Annotated in this window: 16 protein-coding genes; 2 read left to right on the forward strand and 14 right to left on the reverse strand. The window is 31.6% G+C overall.

All coding sequences use genetic code 11. The features are described from left to right. Nucleotides 1-152: 152 nt before the first annotated feature. Genes Q4Q39_RS05620 through Q4Q39_RS05635 form a run of 4 tightly spaced genes read right to left on the reverse strand, consistent with a single transcriptional unit; the run spans nucleotide 153 to nucleotide 5582 of the window. Nucleotides 153-878, reverse strand: a complete 726-nt coding sequence (locus Q4Q39_RS05620; RefSeq protein WP_303281415.1) for a hypothetical protein — start codon at nucleotides 876-878, stop codon at nucleotides 153-155. Further along, nucleotides 878-2800, reverse strand: coding sequence for an N-6 DNA methylase (locus Q4Q39_RS05625; protein ID WP_303281416.1), 1923 nt, complete (start codon nucleotides 2798-2800; stop codon nucleotides 878-880). Before Q4Q39_RS05625 ends, Q4Q39_RS05620 begins: the two co-directional genes overlap by 1 nt. A 9-nt stretch (nucleotides 2801-2809) precedes the next feature. Then, on the reverse strand, nucleotides 2810-5341 hold the full coding sequence (locus tag Q4Q39_RS05630; protein ID WP_303281418.1) for a DEAD/DEAH box helicase family protein: 2532 nt from the start codon (nucleotides 5339-5341) through the stop codon (nucleotides 2810-2812). Between the two features lie 25 nt (nucleotides 5342-5366). Further along, nucleotides 5367-5582 (reverse strand): helix-turn-helix domain-containing protein, encoded by a 216-nt coding sequence (locus Q4Q39_RS05635; protein ID WP_159245929.1) that lies wholly within the window; start codon nucleotides 5580-5582, stop codon nucleotides 5367-5369. 70 nt (nucleotides 5583-5652) lie between these two features. Between Q4Q39_RS05635 and Q4Q39_RS05640 the strand changes: the two genes are divergently transcribed. Beyond that, nucleotides 5653-5925, forward strand: coding sequence for a hypothetical protein (locus tag Q4Q39_RS05640; RefSeq protein ID WP_303281419.1), 273 nt, complete (start codon nucleotides 5653-5655; stop codon nucleotides 5923-5925). Nucleotides 5926-6171: 246 nt separating this feature from the next. On the opposite strand, the gene Q4Q39_RS05645 is transcribed toward Q4Q39_RS05640, so the two are convergent. The 6 genes from Q4Q39_RS05645 to Q4Q39_RS05670 form a co-directional block, all read right to left on the reverse strand. After that, nucleotides 6172-7371, reverse strand: a complete 1200-nt coding sequence (locus Q4Q39_RS05645; RefSeq protein WP_303281421.1) for a hypothetical protein — start codon at nucleotides 7369-7371, stop codon at nucleotides 6172-6174. 172 nt (nucleotides 7372-7543) lie between these two features. After that, nucleotides 7544-7936: a lipocalin family protein gene (locus tag Q4Q39_RS05650; RefSeq protein ID WP_303281423.1), complete on the reverse strand. Its 393-nt coding sequence runs from the start codon at nucleotides 7934-7936 to the stop codon at nucleotides 7544-7546. Nucleotides 7937-8111: 175 nt separating this feature from the next. Next, the gene (locus tag Q4Q39_RS05655) at nucleotides 8112-8546 is read right to left on the reverse strand and encodes a hypothetical protein (protein WP_303281425.1); all 435 of its coding nucleotides are present in this window, start codon (nucleotides 8544-8546) and stop codon (nucleotides 8112-8114) included. Between the two features lie 326 nt (nucleotides 8547-8872). Then, on the reverse strand, nucleotides 8873-11851 hold the full coding sequence (locus Q4Q39_RS05660) for a DEAD/DEAH box helicase (RefSeq protein WP_303281427.1): 2979 nt from the start codon (nucleotides 11849-11851) through the stop codon (nucleotides 8873-8875). Continuing rightward, nucleotides 11826-12878 carry a PDDEXK nuclease domain-containing protein gene (locus Q4Q39_RS05665; RefSeq protein ID WP_303281428.1) on the reverse strand — a complete coding sequence of 351 codons (1053 nt, stop codon included), beginning with the start codon at nucleotides 12876-12878 and terminating at the stop codon, nucleotides 11826-11828. Before Q4Q39_RS05665 ends, Q4Q39_RS05660 begins: the two co-directional genes overlap by 26 nt. A 5-nt stretch (nucleotides 12879-12883) precedes the next feature. Next, nucleotides 12884-13093: a helix-turn-helix transcriptional regulator gene (locus Q4Q39_RS05670; RefSeq protein ID WP_303281429.1), complete on the reverse strand. Its 210-nt coding sequence runs from the start codon at nucleotides 13091-13093 to the stop codon at nucleotides 12884-12886. Nucleotides 13094-13261: 168 nt separating this feature from the next. On the opposite strand from Q4Q39_RS05670, the gene Q4Q39_RS05675 reads away from it, so the two are divergent. Then, nucleotides 13262-13465, forward strand: a complete 204-nt coding sequence (locus Q4Q39_RS05675) for a hypothetical protein (protein WP_303281430.1) — start codon at nucleotides 13262-13264, stop codon at nucleotides 13463-13465. Nucleotides 13466-13783: 318 nt separating this feature from the next. On the opposite strand, the gene Q4Q39_RS05680 is transcribed toward Q4Q39_RS05675, so the two are convergent. From Q4Q39_RS05680 to Q4Q39_RS05695, 4 genes are all read right to left on the reverse strand, one after another. Then, a complete protein-coding gene (locus Q4Q39_RS05680; RefSeq protein ID WP_303281432.1) occupies nucleotides 13784-14077 on the reverse strand; it encodes a hypothetical protein in 294 nt (97 codons plus the stop codon). 4 nt (nucleotides 14078-14081) lie between these two features. Next, nucleotides 14082-14867 carry a leucine-rich repeat domain-containing protein gene (locus Q4Q39_RS05685; protein ID WP_303281433.1) on the reverse strand — a complete coding sequence of 262 codons (786 nt, stop codon included), beginning with the start codon at nucleotides 14865-14867 and terminating at the stop codon, nucleotides 14082-14084. A gap of 160 nt (nucleotides 14868-15027) precedes the next feature. Further along, on the reverse strand, nucleotides 15028-15630 hold the full coding sequence (locus Q4Q39_RS05690) for a hypothetical protein (RefSeq protein ID WP_303281434.1): 603 nt from the start codon (nucleotides 15628-15630) through the stop codon (nucleotides 15028-15030). 163 nt (nucleotides 15631-15793) lie between these two features. Next, entirely contained in the window at nucleotides 15794-16408 is a 615-nt protein-coding gene (locus Q4Q39_RS05695; protein ID WP_303281435.1) for a hypothetical protein, read from the reverse strand. Nucleotides 16409-16453: the final 45 nt, after the last annotated feature.

A 16453-nucleotide genomic window follows, 5' to 3' on the forward strand; every position in this document is an offset into this window, starting at 1 on the left:
GTAGCCATCCCGCAGGGTGGCTATGCATTTTATACCTTGTTGTATGCCGTTTTTATTTTATTCATTTCGTTTTTAGCGTTGGCATAAGACATACTCTTTTGCAATTTTTGGCTTTAGCATTGGCTGGTGCGAATTGCAAATGTGTATGGTTTTTAAGCGTTGGCTTCTTCCTGAGCGTATTCCGTTTTTAATTCTTCAAATATCTTTTCAATTTCGGCATAATTCGGTTCCGCTGATAATTGGGTAATATCATAATCTAAACAAAATTCAATGTCCTTTTGCGACATATAATGTTCGTGTATCAATTCCTCGTTAATCTGTTCTTGAATGTCAATATATCGTCTTTCTTCTTCGTCTTGACTTTCTATTAAAAATTTTTCGAAGCCATCTTGAATTGCTGATTTAGTTTTTTCTTGAATTTCGTCTGCGAATTTCAAAATTTCGGTGATTTTTTCATCAACTGTTTCTTGAGCTTTGAAATAAATGTTTCCATTACTGTGGGCAACTTCATTTCGTTGGTCAACAATTTTCTTGTATTTCCCAATTTGCTCCTTTCTCAATCCGAAAAAAGTAAATAATAGAAATATTCTTCTTTCATTTTCTTTACTATATGTAAATGGTGAAGTCGCTGTTGAAAAACAATCATTGAAACCTAATGTGATTTTATCATAATCAGCTTGATGTATTTTCTTGATTTGCCAAACATTAAAATAAACGAAACTCATAAACAGCATATGATATGCCATAAAAGAAAATTGATACTTTTCGTTTTCATAATTACTTTTGAAAGAATCCCACAAAAATTCAATATATTCTTGCTCTACTTGATTTTTAAAACGATTTGGAAGGTAATTTAATATTTCAGTTGCTTCTTCCATTATTCTGTCCAAACTTTAGCGATACTATCATTAATATTATTCTCCTTTTGTTCAATTTCTTTTCCTAAAGTTTCTATTTCATTCTTGATTTTATCAACCTCATCAATTAGTTTTTGTTGCTCCTCAATACTTGGTAGTGGAATTTTAAGCTCTTTTAAAACTTTCACGGATGCAACATTTTTTATTGCAACACCCATTGTTGTTCTATTAAGGGCTTGTTGAAAAGAATTACTTTCCATTAGTAATTTCAAGTATTTAGGTAAAATATTTTCAAGTGGCGTTAATTTTAGAAGTGCTTGGTTAATAATTCCTTTAGGTGCATTTTCTGGTATAATGGCAACTTTTCCCATAGTACCTGAGCAACTCATAATAATATCATTAGGCTTAATTTCAAAACCTAACATATCATTGAATTTTTCTTCTGTTATAAAATATCTAAACTCCTCGAATTGATTATTTATGGCGTGTGATTGCTCATAAACAGCAAGACCGTTTTCAACAAAAATCTCTTTTTTTAAACTTCCGCCAAAAGGACCTCTCTTAAATTTGCATACGTTACCTAGCTTTTCAAGATTTGAGTTAGTTGAAAAGTTAGCAATTTCCTTGTAGGCAAGTACTCTTAAAGAGTAATCACCATTTTCTGATATTTTTTCTTTTGAAATAGAATAAGCAAAATCTTTATTTTCAAAATCTACTCCTTTTGTTGTTTTATCTTTAAAGTCATTAATTGTTGTAACTGCTAATTCTAATTGCCCTCCTTTTATTGAGTTTCGTTGAGCGCCTAAACTATAACCATCATTTTCAATATCGATGAAAAGTATTTCTTTGCTATTTTTTGCTAAAGATTTATCTAAAATAAGAATTGATGTCTTGACGCCACTATAAGGATTAAAGACACCAGCAGGTAGACTAATTACTGAATGTAGATAATCATTAACTAACAACTTACGAAGGTCTTTGTATGCTGAGCCATTTTGAAAAATAATACCTTCTGGAACAATTATACCAGCTCTACCATTTGGATTTAAATGTTCTGCGATATAATCAACGAAAAGAACTTCACTTCGTTTACTTGAAATTGTAAATTTATTGTGTGGTCTTATACCTCCTTTTGGACTCATAAAGGGTGGATTAGCTAAAATAACATCAAAATTTTCATTCCAGCGGTCTTCACTACTTAAAGTATCATATTCATAAATATGTGGTTCTGTAAATCCGTGTAAGTACAAATTCACTAAACTCAATCGCACCATATCAGGTGAGATATCATAACCAACAAAATTTTGAATGATTTTTTTCTGCTCGTCTGGTGTAAATTGATTGTTGTTTTTTTGTTTAAGATATTTAAAAGCAGAAATTAAAAAACCAGCAGTACCACAAGCTGGGTCCATTACAGTGTCTGTTTTGTTTGGGTCAACCACAGCAACCAAGAAATCAATAATATGTCTAGGTGTTCTAAATTGGCCTGCATCACCTTGAGAACCCATTATTGACAATAAATATTCAAATGCATCTCCTAATTTTTCACTGTGGGTATACTCAAATTCACCTATAGTTTTTAAAAATAGTTTTAGCGTTTCTGGGTCACGATATGGTAAATAGGCATTATTAAAAATATCTCTAAATAATTGTGGAATATTAGAGTTTTTCTCCATATTCTCAATTGAATCAGAATATAAACGTAACATTTCAATCGCTGTTACTTTTGGGTCAAATAAGTTGTCCCAACTATATTTCTCAAAGTTTTCAGAGAAAAATTTAGCTTGACCACCTAGTTCAATGGATTCCTTATCCATATCATCCATAAACTTATAAATTAAGCCTATGGTAATTTGTTCTATCTGTGCTTTTGGGTCAGGAAGTTTGCCAACTAAAATGTCTCGGCAGTCGTCAATTCTTTTCTTTGTTATAGTATCTAACATATATGTTTTTTAAGCAGCAAACTGCTCTAGTTTTATATAATCTTTAATGTACACTGGAATCACTTCACGATATTTTGTTGCAACTGCCTTAAATTGTGAAATGGTCAGTGTAGGATTGGTTTGTAATGCTTGAAAATCTTTTGTTTCAATTATTCTTCTAATGTCTTGGTCAACGATATAGGCTTTAAAAAAATATTTCAAAGCTCTAATGTTAATGTCATTTTCTTCTGGTGGATAAATAGAAATGAATTTGTCAAATTCTTCTTCTAATAATTCATCCTTTGATTTGAATTTTGGAATAATACCAAATACCTTTTCTACAACTTCACGAATAGAAACTTTTCTGTCAATTTTGGCAGCTTTTCGCAGTTTTTCTAAATTGAAATATTCTTCTGGTTTATCAAATATTTCTGCTTGTATATGGCTAACAACGTGTTCCCAATTGCCAAGTTCTACATTCTTTTTTATTATATCATCCATTGCGATTCTGTCTTCAAACTTTTTGAAAAGCTCTCTGTCAATTCGCATTCCTTCATACCCAATTTGTTCTTCATTAACCGTTAAAATTGGGTCAGGTCTTAAACTGTTGTATTTGTCAATGTCAATTCCGTCACCACCATTTTCACCTTTTCCGCTTTTAGGTTTTGGTAGTTTTAGTTTTTCGTCATAATCGAATTTTTCTTCGAAATATTCGCAATTAGCAAAGAAGTCGAATAATTTAAACACTTCTTTTTCTTCTTTAATCGTTTCCTCTTCGTTGAGTTCATTTTTAAATTTGTGTGTAAACGTATGTTTACGAGTTCCACGACCTTTTATTTGTACAAAATCAGCAGGACTAAATATTGGTCGCATCATACATAAATTAAGTAAATCAGGACAATCGTAACCAGTTGTCATCATACCAACCGTTACACAAATTCTAGTTTTACCAGTTTTATAACCTTCTAACCAAGATGATTTTCCATTAAGGTTATTGTTTGTAAAATTGATAGTCATTTGTTGAGCATCACCAACTTGTGAAGTCACTTGAACCGCGAAATCTGAATTGTATTTATTTGGATATAATTGTTCTGCGAAGTCGTTCAGAATTTCAGTTATTTTTCTTGCGTGATTTTGACTAACTGCAAAAATGATTGTTTTGCCAATTTCTTTTGTAATTGGGTCACGTAAAGCATTTTCTAAAAACGTTTTACAGAAAACACGATTTGTTTTTTCTGAGAAAAACTTTTTCTCAAAATCTCTCGAAACAAAGGTTTCGGTTTCTTCTCCTTCTTCTGTTGTAATTGCAACAGAATAGCCTTCGTCAGAAAGTAATTGCGTTGTTATTTCTGTTCTAGCATCTAAAACTCTTGGGTTGATTAAGAAACCATCTTTAACACCATCTAGTAAAGAATAACGAAAAGTTGGGTCGCCACCTTCGCAACCGAAGGTTGCATAGGTGTCTCTGAGCAAACGTCTTTCGATTTCTCTTGGGTCGTTTTCTTTTACTTTGTCAATATCAACACTTTTTAAATAGTCTTTTGGTGTTGCTGTTAAACCTAATTTATAACCGTGAAAATATTCAAAAACTGCTCTTGCGTTACCAGAAATTGAACGGTGAGATTCATCCGAAATAAGCAAGTCAAAATCTGTTGGTTTAAACTCGTATCTGTATTTGTTATCGAACATTAAAGATTGAATAGTAGTAACAACTATGTCTGCTTTTCTCCAATCGCTTTTATGTTCTTTGTAAATAAATGTTGTGTAATCTGGTTTAAGATAATTAGTAAAAGCTTTCCAAGCTTGGTCTTCTAATTCCAATCTGTCTACAAGAAATAATACACGTCTTGCGTTTTGAGTTCTTAGAAAAAGTCGAATTACACCAGCAGCAGTAAGTGTTTTTCCAGTTCCAGTCGCCATTTCAAAAAGAAAACGGTCTTTTTTATTTGCAACAGCTTGTTGTAATTTTTGAATTGCCTTTAATTGGTAATGTCTTAAAAATCGTAATCCATTATTCCAGACAAAGTCTTTACTGTCAATTGGATTTCCTTTCCATTCAGGCCTTTCTGCATAGTCTGGCATTTGAACGATTGCAATAAAATCATTTTTAATTTCTTCGTTTGCCAATGATGTTCTGTCAGGATTCCATTCCTTAATTGCTCCAATTTCACTTGGTGAAGGAAATTTGTAAATAGGTTTAGGATTCCCTTTTTCTAAGTTCCAGAGGAAATGTACAATTCCATTTGAAAGAATTATAAATTGTGCTCCAACTGTTTTTGCATATTTTCTAGCTTGTTCTTTTGCAACAAGTGGATGAAGACTTTCTTTTTTTGCTTCTAAAACGCAAATTGGTTTGTTGTTGCTGTCAACCAATAAAAAGTCTAAAGAACCAGACTTTACTTTTTCAAAATCATTTCCCCAAGCATCAACTTCGGTTTGGGTTATTTTAACATGATTTTCAAGTAAGATATTCGCAGAACCTTGCTCATTGTCAAAGAATCTCCATTCCGCTTCTTCAAGCAGTTGGTTTATTTTAATTCTTGCGTGTGCTTCATTTTTCATAATTCCATTTAGGTTAAAGTGGAATTTAATTCTCCAATTTCAATTCACTAAACACTTCCTTGAACATTTCTCCTGGATCAATATCAATGGCTAGAGCAATCAAATAGAGTTCATCTGCTCGAAGTTTTGTCGATTCATTTGAAGTCAACTGTGATAGTCGAGCTTGACTGATTCCAGTCCGTCTGGAAACCATTGCTCTATTCACAGATTTCTTAGTAAGATATAGTCCTAAAGAAGTCATAATACTTTTGAATTTGTTAAGATAAATATATACTTATTAAATAAAAATGTAGAATATCTAAAGTTTTGTTTTGAATTTAGATAGATTATCATTAGATTTGTTTAGAAAGTCTAAAGAATTATTTATAAAGTATAATGATATGAGCAAAAGATATACCAAAGCTGATTTAGAACAAATTGTATATAAACAATTAGATAATCTAAACGCAATGCATGATTTGTTACGAATTATGAAAGTTCAAAATGACCTAATCCAAAATATCAATCAAACGCTTAGAGAAGAAATAGGTCAATTCAAGGAACAACAAGTAATGTATCCAACAAGAAGAAAGTCAAAATCGTAACTATTGGGAGCGGTGGTAAGATTAAGCTCTTTTGGTTTTTTAGCGTTGGATTGTGTGATGGCAAAAACCGAATGTGCTTAATGTGCGGTTGGCTTTTCCGCAATGGCATACAACGGTCTCGGCTATGAGTAGTTGCGTGGGTTAGCACTTAACTTTGCAAGTACGCACCAAGTTGGAAATTCCGCAGGAATTTCCAAAGTAGGCGAGTAGTAGCAATTACTTATAGCCATTGTTGCCACCAGTATTTTAATTTATTCTAATATAATAGTAAACAGCTATATTTTTTGGTCTTGTTTCTTTTTTAGATTCGTCATTAAGTTCTGTTTTTTTGGTTTCTGTTCTTCCATCTCTTGGAACTTCACTTTGAGACCCAGGTCTTTTAGATACATTTCCATATCTATATGTATCTGTATAACTATGTTTGTGTTCTTTTATCGCATCAGACTGAAATGAGCCAGCTGTTCTATTTCCGCCATCAGGGTCTTTTTGTTCCTCTGAAACTTCATTTGCATAAAATGGGTCAAAACGATTAAGGCCTCTTAAAAATACTCCTCTCAAATCTGGAACATTTGATTTTCCAGTTTTTCTCTGATATTTTGATGATGCCACACTACGTCCATCAGCTGGTGCCCATTTAGATTTTTCAGCGTCCCATTCGCTTGAAGGTTTATCTTCTGTGATTTGAGAAAAGCTATTCCAGTCGAGCACAGATGTCAGAACAGAACCAATTGGAAATTCTTTAGCAAATCCAACATCGCTTCTTTCTACAACGTGAACTAAATTTTCTCTATCTGTGTTAATTGAAAGTATTAATTCATTTTCGGGATATCTCTCACAAGATATACTTATTTGGTCAGGTATTTTTTGACCATCTTCAAGTCCTTGAATTACTTTTGTGCTACCAACAACCTTAAAACTCTTAACTGTCGGCATTGGGTCAGAACTCAATCTTTTTCTGTAACTTATATTGAAGATTACATTTTTTGGTGTTTCAATTACGTCATTTACGAAAAAACCTGATTTTTGATTAACACTAATACATTTTACATATGCTTGCGCTAAGCCAATATCAGGAACGGCTGTGACCGATGATTTGTAAAACTTTTGGTCAATTTGAATATCCTCAGCTTTTCTAATTAGCTCCTGAAACTTATTTATTTCATCTTCGGATGCACCAAAATCAAGTCCAATTTCTTGCATTAAACCCGTTTTACCAACAGGAATAACTCCGTCCACGCCAAGATTCCATTTACCAGATTTAAAGTCGTCTTTGAATGTTTGAGATTCGAAGTATGTTTTCAAGTCTTTATTGAAAGAGGATGTTTCAGTTTTCAATACGTGTTTGTAAAGTCCATCTTTCAAAAGAGGAAGACAATCATTTGTCTGTCCAAACGTTAAGGCAATTCCTAATAAGATGAAAAGGAATGATGTAATTAGTTTTCTCATTTTATTTCGATTTGATTGGTTTCTTATATTGGTGGCAACGGCTACGTATAAGAATAGTTGCGTGGTTTGGTACCTAATTTAGCAAAAGTTAACGAACCAGAGGAAAATCCGCAGGATTTTCCGAGTAAGCAAAGACCAAGCAATTATTTTTATACAATGTTAGCAGCTTTAATTATTTTGAAAAGTACAAAAGAGCATATCCTTCGAATTCTTCTGTAATTTCCACTATCATTTCAGATTCTGTAAGCTTCTTTAAAGTCATATCTTTTAAAACGTATCCATCATTAGTGAATTTGATAGTATTGTTTTCTCTATCCAATTCATATGTTCCACTAAAGGAACTAACAATAGAGTCCGAAGGTGCATTTATTACTACATTATGATACTTTCCATCTTTTTCAAAAGTTAGGTTTTGTATTTGTTCGGCAGTGTATCCAGTACTTTTTTCGGTTTCAGTCCATTTTCCGTAAACTTCAGAGAATTCAATCTTATATTCAGATTTACAAGAGTTTATGAGAATAGTAATTAAAATCAGTAATACTATTTTAAAATTAGTTGATATCATTTTTAGGTTTTGGTCGATTTTGTTGTTTATTGCTGCTAACGGTTACGTATAAGAATAGTGCGGTTTTGTGTCCGAGGATTTTCCGCAGGAAAATCAGAGTGACCAAATACGCACTAACCTTTTGATTTAGGATTAAACTTAAGCATTATTTTTATACAATGTTGTAAAACGTTTTTTATTCTTTCTTCGGTCTAAATAGGTAAGGAATTATTCCAGTCAATGCAATAAATCCTGTCACAAACAGCGTCGTTTTCAATTCAATTCGCAAAGCATAAAACAAGATGAAAACGGAAATACAAGCATAGGTCAAAACTAAAGAGTCCGAAATCAGTTTATTCCGATGGTTTTTAAATCGGTTTAAGATGTTCTTATATCTATCATTTCTTAAAAAGTACAGGTAATTTATTCCAACCAATACCAGAGGAATAGCACCAAATCCTTTTTCTCCAATGGATTCAATATCATACTCGGCATAAATCAAAATAGAGAAAACATTTAGTGCCAGAAGTATCGATATAGCAATAGTGGTCGACCAGTCAGGAATAGATTTATTTGTTATACTCGTATTTCTATAAATACTATAAAAAACGTAATCATAAATTTTACTCATTGGCTTCTCTCAAATGTTTTACAACGTCTCGTATAAGAAACGTAGGGCAGTTGATAAGCACTTTCGTTTCGGTTTATTACTTAGCTAAATATAAATATTTTGCTTTTATCTTTTCTACTATAAATGCCAAATTTTATATTTAGCGGACTTTATTAATAAACACAGACCTTTCAATTTAGCACAGACGCCCTATGTTTTTTATACATTGTTAGGTTTTCGTGCTTTTTCTGTGCGTTGGGGCATACATACTCTTTGACAAGTTTTGGCTAGCGTTGCTGGTTTTTGCGTGACTTGGCAATGTGTATGGATGCTGTGTTGGCGTGTTTTCATAGTAGTCTTTCTTCTAATAAATCTTTCCAAATTATAAAACCTTTCCTCTCGTCAGAATAGTCATGAATTAATCGGCTAAAATTTTCAGGTTGATTTTGAAGGAAGATTTGTCTCCCATTGTTCCTAATATTATTAAGATCAAGGTCAATTGCTTGTAATTTTTGAGATAGAACATTTTTGTTAATGTGCCAAATATATGTAGCTTCTTCAGTATCCAAAGTTTCGAGAACAATATGGTATTGTTCTATTCCCGTTAATAAAAATACAAAAGAAAATGGATTCAAGACAAATCGAAGTTTTAACGTGTTGCTGTCATGATTCATCGCTAAATATCTTAATTGCCGAAAATGTCTAACATTCTCATTTTGTAAAAGAGAATTCAGTAATTCATCCTCCGATTTGTATAACTCGACTCCATTTCTTTCTTGTAGTTGGTCTAAGTCAAGTAAATTTTCATCTTTTTTTTCTGGGTATTTTTTGCCGAGAATTTCTTTTTGAGTAAAACGAAATTTCACACTTTCAATGATTTCTCTATTAATCATTTCCAAATCTGTAGAAGTGGCTATTTGAGAAACTAATTTTCCATCTGAAATTTCTGCAAAGATGTTTGCTCTAACATTTTTAGATTTTAAAAACTTAGCAAAATAAGGTTTAAGGACATCAAACTCTGGTCTTATTTCATCATTTTCTATTTCAAACTCAAGTTCTATTGGGAGTTTTGATTCCTTGTATTTGAAAGCAATAGCTCCATATCGGAAATCAAGTTGGTCAATCGATATTTTTATTTGTTTATCAATGGTAACAATATTTTTAGATACTTCTTCTATGTGGTCTTGTTCATCAAATAACGATGCTTGACGATCAAGATGTCTGTAATAAGTATTTCTTTTCAGGAAAAGTTTATTTAAGTAATCAATTTTCCGATCGTGATAATCATAGATAATAGGAGTTATTTCTGATCTTTGGACACGACCGATATATTGAATGAGTTTTCCTTTGAAAGAGAAAGGGTAGACTAAAAAGAGACATGAAGCATTTTGCAAATCGGTTCCTTCTCCAAAAAATTGTCCTGTAGTTATTAGCGCTTGATAATTTCCTTCATTTAGAATCTTCCATTTGGCTTTTTGATTACTTTCTGAATCCTCTCCACTTAAGATGATAGTTTCAAAAGATTGTTTTAGAAATTGATATAACGTATCAATATGTTCTTTTCGTTCAGTAATTAGGATAACCTTTTTTCCAGAGTTTAATTCTTTGTGTACATCATGAAGAATAAACTTATTCCTAGTAGAATCATGAACAAGCATCTTTGATAATGTTTCAAACGTGTCAGTTTTAGAATTAAAAGGAATATCTAATGTTGTTTCTTGGATGTTAATTCTTGCCCTTTTATAATTTTTAATTTCTTCGGGTTTAATGTCAGCTATAATTTTACCTAAATGAATAAAGATTTGCTTTCCATCACTTCCTTTACGGAAAGGTGTTGCGGTTAAACCATATTGATAATAAGGAGATAGTTTAGAAATGGTTTTTCTGAATGTTTCTGCTGGAATATGATGACATTCATCAATGATTACTGTTCCAAATAATTTGTTTAGATTTTTAATCTCTTGTTTTTCAAGTTGTTTTCCTAAACTCTGAATCATCGCTACTGTTATATGTTTACCAACTTTAGCTTTACCTTGTCCTATTTTTCCAATTTCATTTTTAGGGATTTCAAGAAAAGCCTGAATTCGCTCAATCCATTGTTCTAGTAATTGTTTACGATGTACTACGATTAAAGCTGGTTGTTGCTTTTCTGCGATAATTTTTAGTCCTATCACGGTTTTCCCCGAACCAGGAGGTGCTGTAATTACACCAAGATCTTTTTTAGTTACAATCTCAATTGCCTTATTTTGATGTGGTCTAAGGGTTAAATTGGGAGAGAAAAGTACTGTTTGAAGTTTCTTTCTCTCATCGAGAAATTTAAAATCAATCTTTTGCTGTTTGCAATACCGAATTAGTTTTCCTATAAAACCTCTTGGAATGATGATTTCATTTTCAGTTTCTTCGATGAATTTGAAATACCGTTCTGTACTCCATGTACTTTTATTCGTTTTCTTTTTAATGAAGTATTCTGGATTTGAAAAGTTGAGTTCATCTTTCAGAAAATTGATTAATTCTGATGTTATTCCTGATCTGTTAAGCCGAATAGAATTATTAAGAGTTATATGTAATTTGGTTGAATGAATTCTTCTGGTATCAGAAGAAGGTAGGTCGTTTACTATTAGAGATTCAAATATTTCATCTAGATGAGTAGTTTTTACTCTAAGAATAGAAGATAGAAAATTCCATTGATTTTCTATTGGATTTAAATTCTCATTTACAAAACAACTGTTTCCTTGTTCCCATGCTGTTTTATAAAATGGTAATGCAATTAAATTCCCTAATCCTTTTCCAGAGAGAAAGTTTTGATTTGGAAACAATCGATCAAAACTTGAACTTTTGTCGAAAGCTGAAAAAACACCGATTTCTTCGAGTATAGAAATCAAAATCTTTCTACTTCTTATTGCTGGGTACGGTTGATCAAAAAATATCCAAACGTGACCGCCATTACCTGATTTTGATCGTTCAAGATATGCTGGTATACCTTTACTTGAACATGCATTAATGAATGACCGACTATCTTCTTCCCAGTTTTGTTTATCGAAATCTGAGGCAATAAACCATGAAGTATTGTCCTTGAGTAAAGGGTATATGCCAACTAGTTGTTCACCATTAAGGTGTTTAGTGATTTGTTGGTCTGTAAGCAGGAGGTATGTTTTATCATTATAGTTTTTAAAAGTACCACCTTTCATTTTATGAAGCCGATATCTATATGGATCATAATGATACGCAGGCATGTATCCGCTTTTGTTTCCTTTTTGCCAGTGTATTGCAAAAACGTCTTCTCTACCTTTGAATAAAGTTTTAATCAGGTTGATTTCCTTGTTCATGAGTTCCTGATTTATTCTTAGCGATCTCAATGGCTTGATGTAGCTTATTTTGTAATACTTCTTTAGTAGGAAGAAGTGTTAAATACTCGGCTACTCTTATATTACTTTTGTCCAATTGTAATAGTTCTATATGTTCTTCATTTTTTCCAGTGCATAAAATCAAACCAATTGGACTACCTTCTCCTTCAATAGATTCATTTTTTTCAAGGTAACGTAGATACAATTCCATTTGCCCTTTATATCCAGCTTCAAATTCTCCAATTTTTAGATCTATTGCTACCAATGATTTCAACCTTCGGTGATAAAATAGCAAATCAATGTAGTAATCTCTATCATCTATTGTTATTCGTTTTTGACGTGCCATAAAGGCAAAATCAGTACCCAGTTCTGTAATAAACTTTTGAAGTTCTACAAGAATGGAGCTTTCTAAATCCTTTTCAGAATAGGAGTCTGATAATCCTAAGAAATCAAGAAAGTAGGGATCTCTAAAAACTAAATCTGGTGTAATTTTTTGCTCTTTATTCAGCTGCGAAAGATCATTTTTTACTGTTTGTTCTGGTTTTTTACTTATAGCTGTACGTTCATAAAGCATTGAATTTATTCGTTCTCTAAAAGTACGGACACTCCATTTTTCATGAATACACAACTGGATATAAAATTCACGTTTTAGCGGGTCTTCCATTGGTAGAATAGTCAATAGATGTGTCCAGCTCAATTGTCGTATCAGCGGTACGACAATCTTTTCATCTGGAAAACAATTAGCAAATTGCATCATTCTGCGTAAATTTTTCTCAGAAAATGAGGTTCCATATTCAGTTACCAATTGTCGTGACAGTGATACGACAATTTGTTTTCCATATGTTCCTCTTTCATTTTTTAAGACCTCTTTGTTAATTTTTGTGCCAATCTGCCAATACATTTGACTCATCGTTGCATTAACTGAAAGTGCAATTTGTTGTTTGCTATTCTCTATAAGTAGCTGAATGTCTTTAGCAATACTTTGTATGTTATTTAATTCATTACTCATGTGAATTAGCTTTTTGTTGAAATAAGTAATTCTCTTACCTCTAAGTCGAGTACTTTTGCTATTTGAAATAGAGTTTCAACCCTTGGTTGCATTTCATTCCTACACCATTTTGAAACTGTTGTACGATTCATTTCCAATTGATCTGCCAACCAATTATTAGTTTTCCCCTTTTCTGCTAAAACAGCTTTTATGCGATTGTAAACTTCTTTGTCCATGATAAAATATTATCGTTGAAAATCAAAAGTAATGACTTCATTTGAAATGTTTTTGGCATTATTTTATGCTTTTTAGTATTCAATTAAATATTTTTAATAACTTTGTTATGCTTTAAAAGCATTAAATAAACCTATTAAAGTTTTTTTTGAATATTTAAAACTAATTATATGAGCACAAGATATACTAAAGCAGACTTAGAGCAATTAGTCTATTCACAGTTAGAAAATCTCAATGCTATGCATGACCTATTAAGTATCATGAAACATCAAAATGAGTTAATTGAAAATGCTAATAAGAAATTGAAAGACGAAATATCCGAGTTCAAGGAAAGCCAAGTCAAATATCCTGTTGGTAAACGATCTAGAAAATGAATCTAGGAGGGTGGGAGATTTAAGCTCTTTTGGTTTTTTAGGGGTGGCTTTGTATGATGGCAAAAACCAAATGTGCTTAAATGTGCGGTTGGTTTTTCAGTCACGGTATGAAACCTAACGGTCTTGTGTATGAAACGTAGCGTGTAAAAAGACGCTAATTTTTCGGTTTAACACAGAGCCGAATTTTTATGTTTTGTTTTTACTTTTTCTTTATTAAAAGCCAAATTTAAAAATTTGGCGGTCTCAGCAAATAAGCACAAATCTTTTGGTTTAGCACTTATTAGCTATGTTTTATACACCGTGTTAGGCACTGGCTTTTTATATAATATTTGAATTAAATCCATTTTCTCGTAATACAGCATTTAGATGAATTTTATAATCATACCATTGAGAGCCATTATGATGTTCCGTTTTGTCTATTTCTTTTATTAATCTTTCTATTTTTTTGAAATCAGATTGTGATGGTTTTTCTATTAGTTTAATCATTTTATTAATCTCATTGGAAACTTCGTACTCTGGAAGATATAATTTATTACTCTTCGAGTTTGACTCAAAAGTTCTAGTCATCATATTCATTCTGCCAAAATGTTCTACAGATATTCTTTTCATCATTGAGTTATTTCTCCCAAATTTTACGAACTAACTTTAGAATAGGCAATTTTGTTTTTTCTTTTTTATCAGTGTTAGTTTCTTTTTCAATTTCAGAGTGAGTTTTTTGCTTTTGTTCTTTTATTAATCTAGCTCTTGTGACCGACCAATCTTCAGTTTTCGGTTGTTCCAAATTAGCACCTCCTTTATGGGCTTTTTGAAAATAATTATCAGCTGGTTTTGGTAAATTTCCTTCGCATTCTTTTGAACATAAGTTTGCTAGTAATGGAATAATATCAGTTCCAACCTGCAGAGTAATCCACATTTGATTTGTTTCCTCCTGCGTTATTTCCTTTTCGCAAACACTACATTTTAATTTGTTTTCAAAGTATGTAACAGGATTGTGGTCAAGAAGCGGAAAAAGTTTTCGGTTTTTAAAATTTCCAAAAAGCGCTCTCGTACTAATTCTACTATCTTTTAAATTTTTGCATTTGGTAATTTCGTATGGAAACCATTTTAAATCATAAGAAGTGTAAGGGTCAAAATATTCAAGGGATTCCATTTTTCCGATTTCAGGTGGAATTCTTTTTAACTTACTACCATAGAGTCCAATTTTCTTTACTTTTTTAAGTTTTGCAATAGATTCGGGTAGTGTATATATTTGAGAAAACAATTTGTCACCAAGCGCTTCTCTCGGCACAAATTCATCAGTTCCGTTTTTTGCAACTTCATCTACATATTCACACAACTTTTTCCAAGCAACAGAATTCCTGTCTTGGAAATTGTTTTTTATCTTAGAAATATTGTTATTCATATGAGTGAATTTAGCTTGTGCCTAACGTGTTTGTGTATGGTTAGTTGCGTGTTTCAGCAACTAATTTAGCAAACATTCACGAGCCAGAGAAAATTCCGAAGGAATTTTCCGAGTAGACTTGAACCAAGCAATTAATTATACACGTTGTTGTACAACGTTTTTATTTTAATTCCATTTTTCCCCATCCACAATATGACCTTATCCAATCTACTTCAAAAGCCACTTTTTCCAAATCAGTCGTAAATTGTTTGTCAATTTCATAATCTTTAGGATACATACTACAGCTTAAAAAATGAGCAATAATCCATTTGTCAGTTTGATTAAAACTAATTCCTCCTTTCCAAAAAATCCCGTAATAATCAAATAGTTCTTTTTTGTCTTTCAGAGATTTTTCTGCAACTGTCTTTATTTTATTAAATTCATTTTGAGAATCTGAAGGGTTTTCAAATTCAATAATTAGAAACTCTGAATATCTCTTAAAAGTCTTTACCTTATTTGAATCTATAAGTGTAAAATATTCATCTTTCAATGGCTTATACATCTCTTTCAATTCAAGATTTTCAATTTTAAAAGTTGATTTTATAGTTTCAGATATTTTTTCAAATTTCAATTTTGATTTTGACTTTCCGTTTTGTTTTTCATCAGTTTTAATTATCAATTCAGTTGAATCAACCACAATTTGTACTTCTTCAGTTTCTTTTTCGGTCACATTTTTGCAACTCATAAAAGCTAAAAATAATATCGTTAAAACTTGGATTTTCATTGTTTAGTCAAATGTTGTACAACGTTGTTGTGTATGGTTAGTTGCGTGGTTAAGCACCTAATGTAGCAAATAAATTACAGATAGAATATTCCGAAGGAATGTTCGTAAGTCGGCAGTGAACCAAGCAATTAATTATACATGGTGTTAGGCAACGTTTTTATTCCTATTCAATTGTAATACTCTTTAAAATTTTCTTTATTAATTTTCTGTCATTTCGGTATTGATAACTCGAATCTGGTATTAGATAATTAGTATCTATAATCAAGTCGTAATTATCTAAAGGACTACTATACCTTAATGACTGATACTTCGCCTCTTTATCATTAATATCTTTGAGATAAATATTATGTTCAAAGACATAAAATTTGATACCATTTATTATTTCAATTCTAGAAGTGCTATCAATTTTTTTTCCATCTTCTTTTAAAGTTTTTTCTTTTACTAAATCGTAAAGAATTATTTTGAAATCCTTCCAATAGGTATGATAATTTTGATTTATCTCGTCGTTTAGCTTAGAAGTTTTAGCTTGTAAGGCTGTGAAATCGCCTTTTTTGAAGCTAAATATTAACTCTTGGTTTCGGCTTACATTTAATCCGTTGATACGGATACTGTCAATTCCATCGTTCAGTTTTTGTTTCGCAATTTGTTTATCAATCTTTTCTAATGATGAGGGAATATTAATGCTTAAGTCAAATTTTCCAATATTGTATTTTTCCTTTTCACAGGATAGGTTCAAAAAGATAATTACTATTAAAAATATTTTGAATGAGTATTTCACTTGGTCTTAAATGTTGCCTAACGGTCTCGTATAACCGTCAGTTAC

The sequence above is a fragment of the Flavivirga amylovorans genome (assembly GCF_030540875.1).
GTDB classification, from domain to species: domain Bacteria; phylum Bacteroidota; class Bacteroidia; order Flavobacteriales; family Flavobacteriaceae; genus Flavivirga; species Flavivirga amylovorans.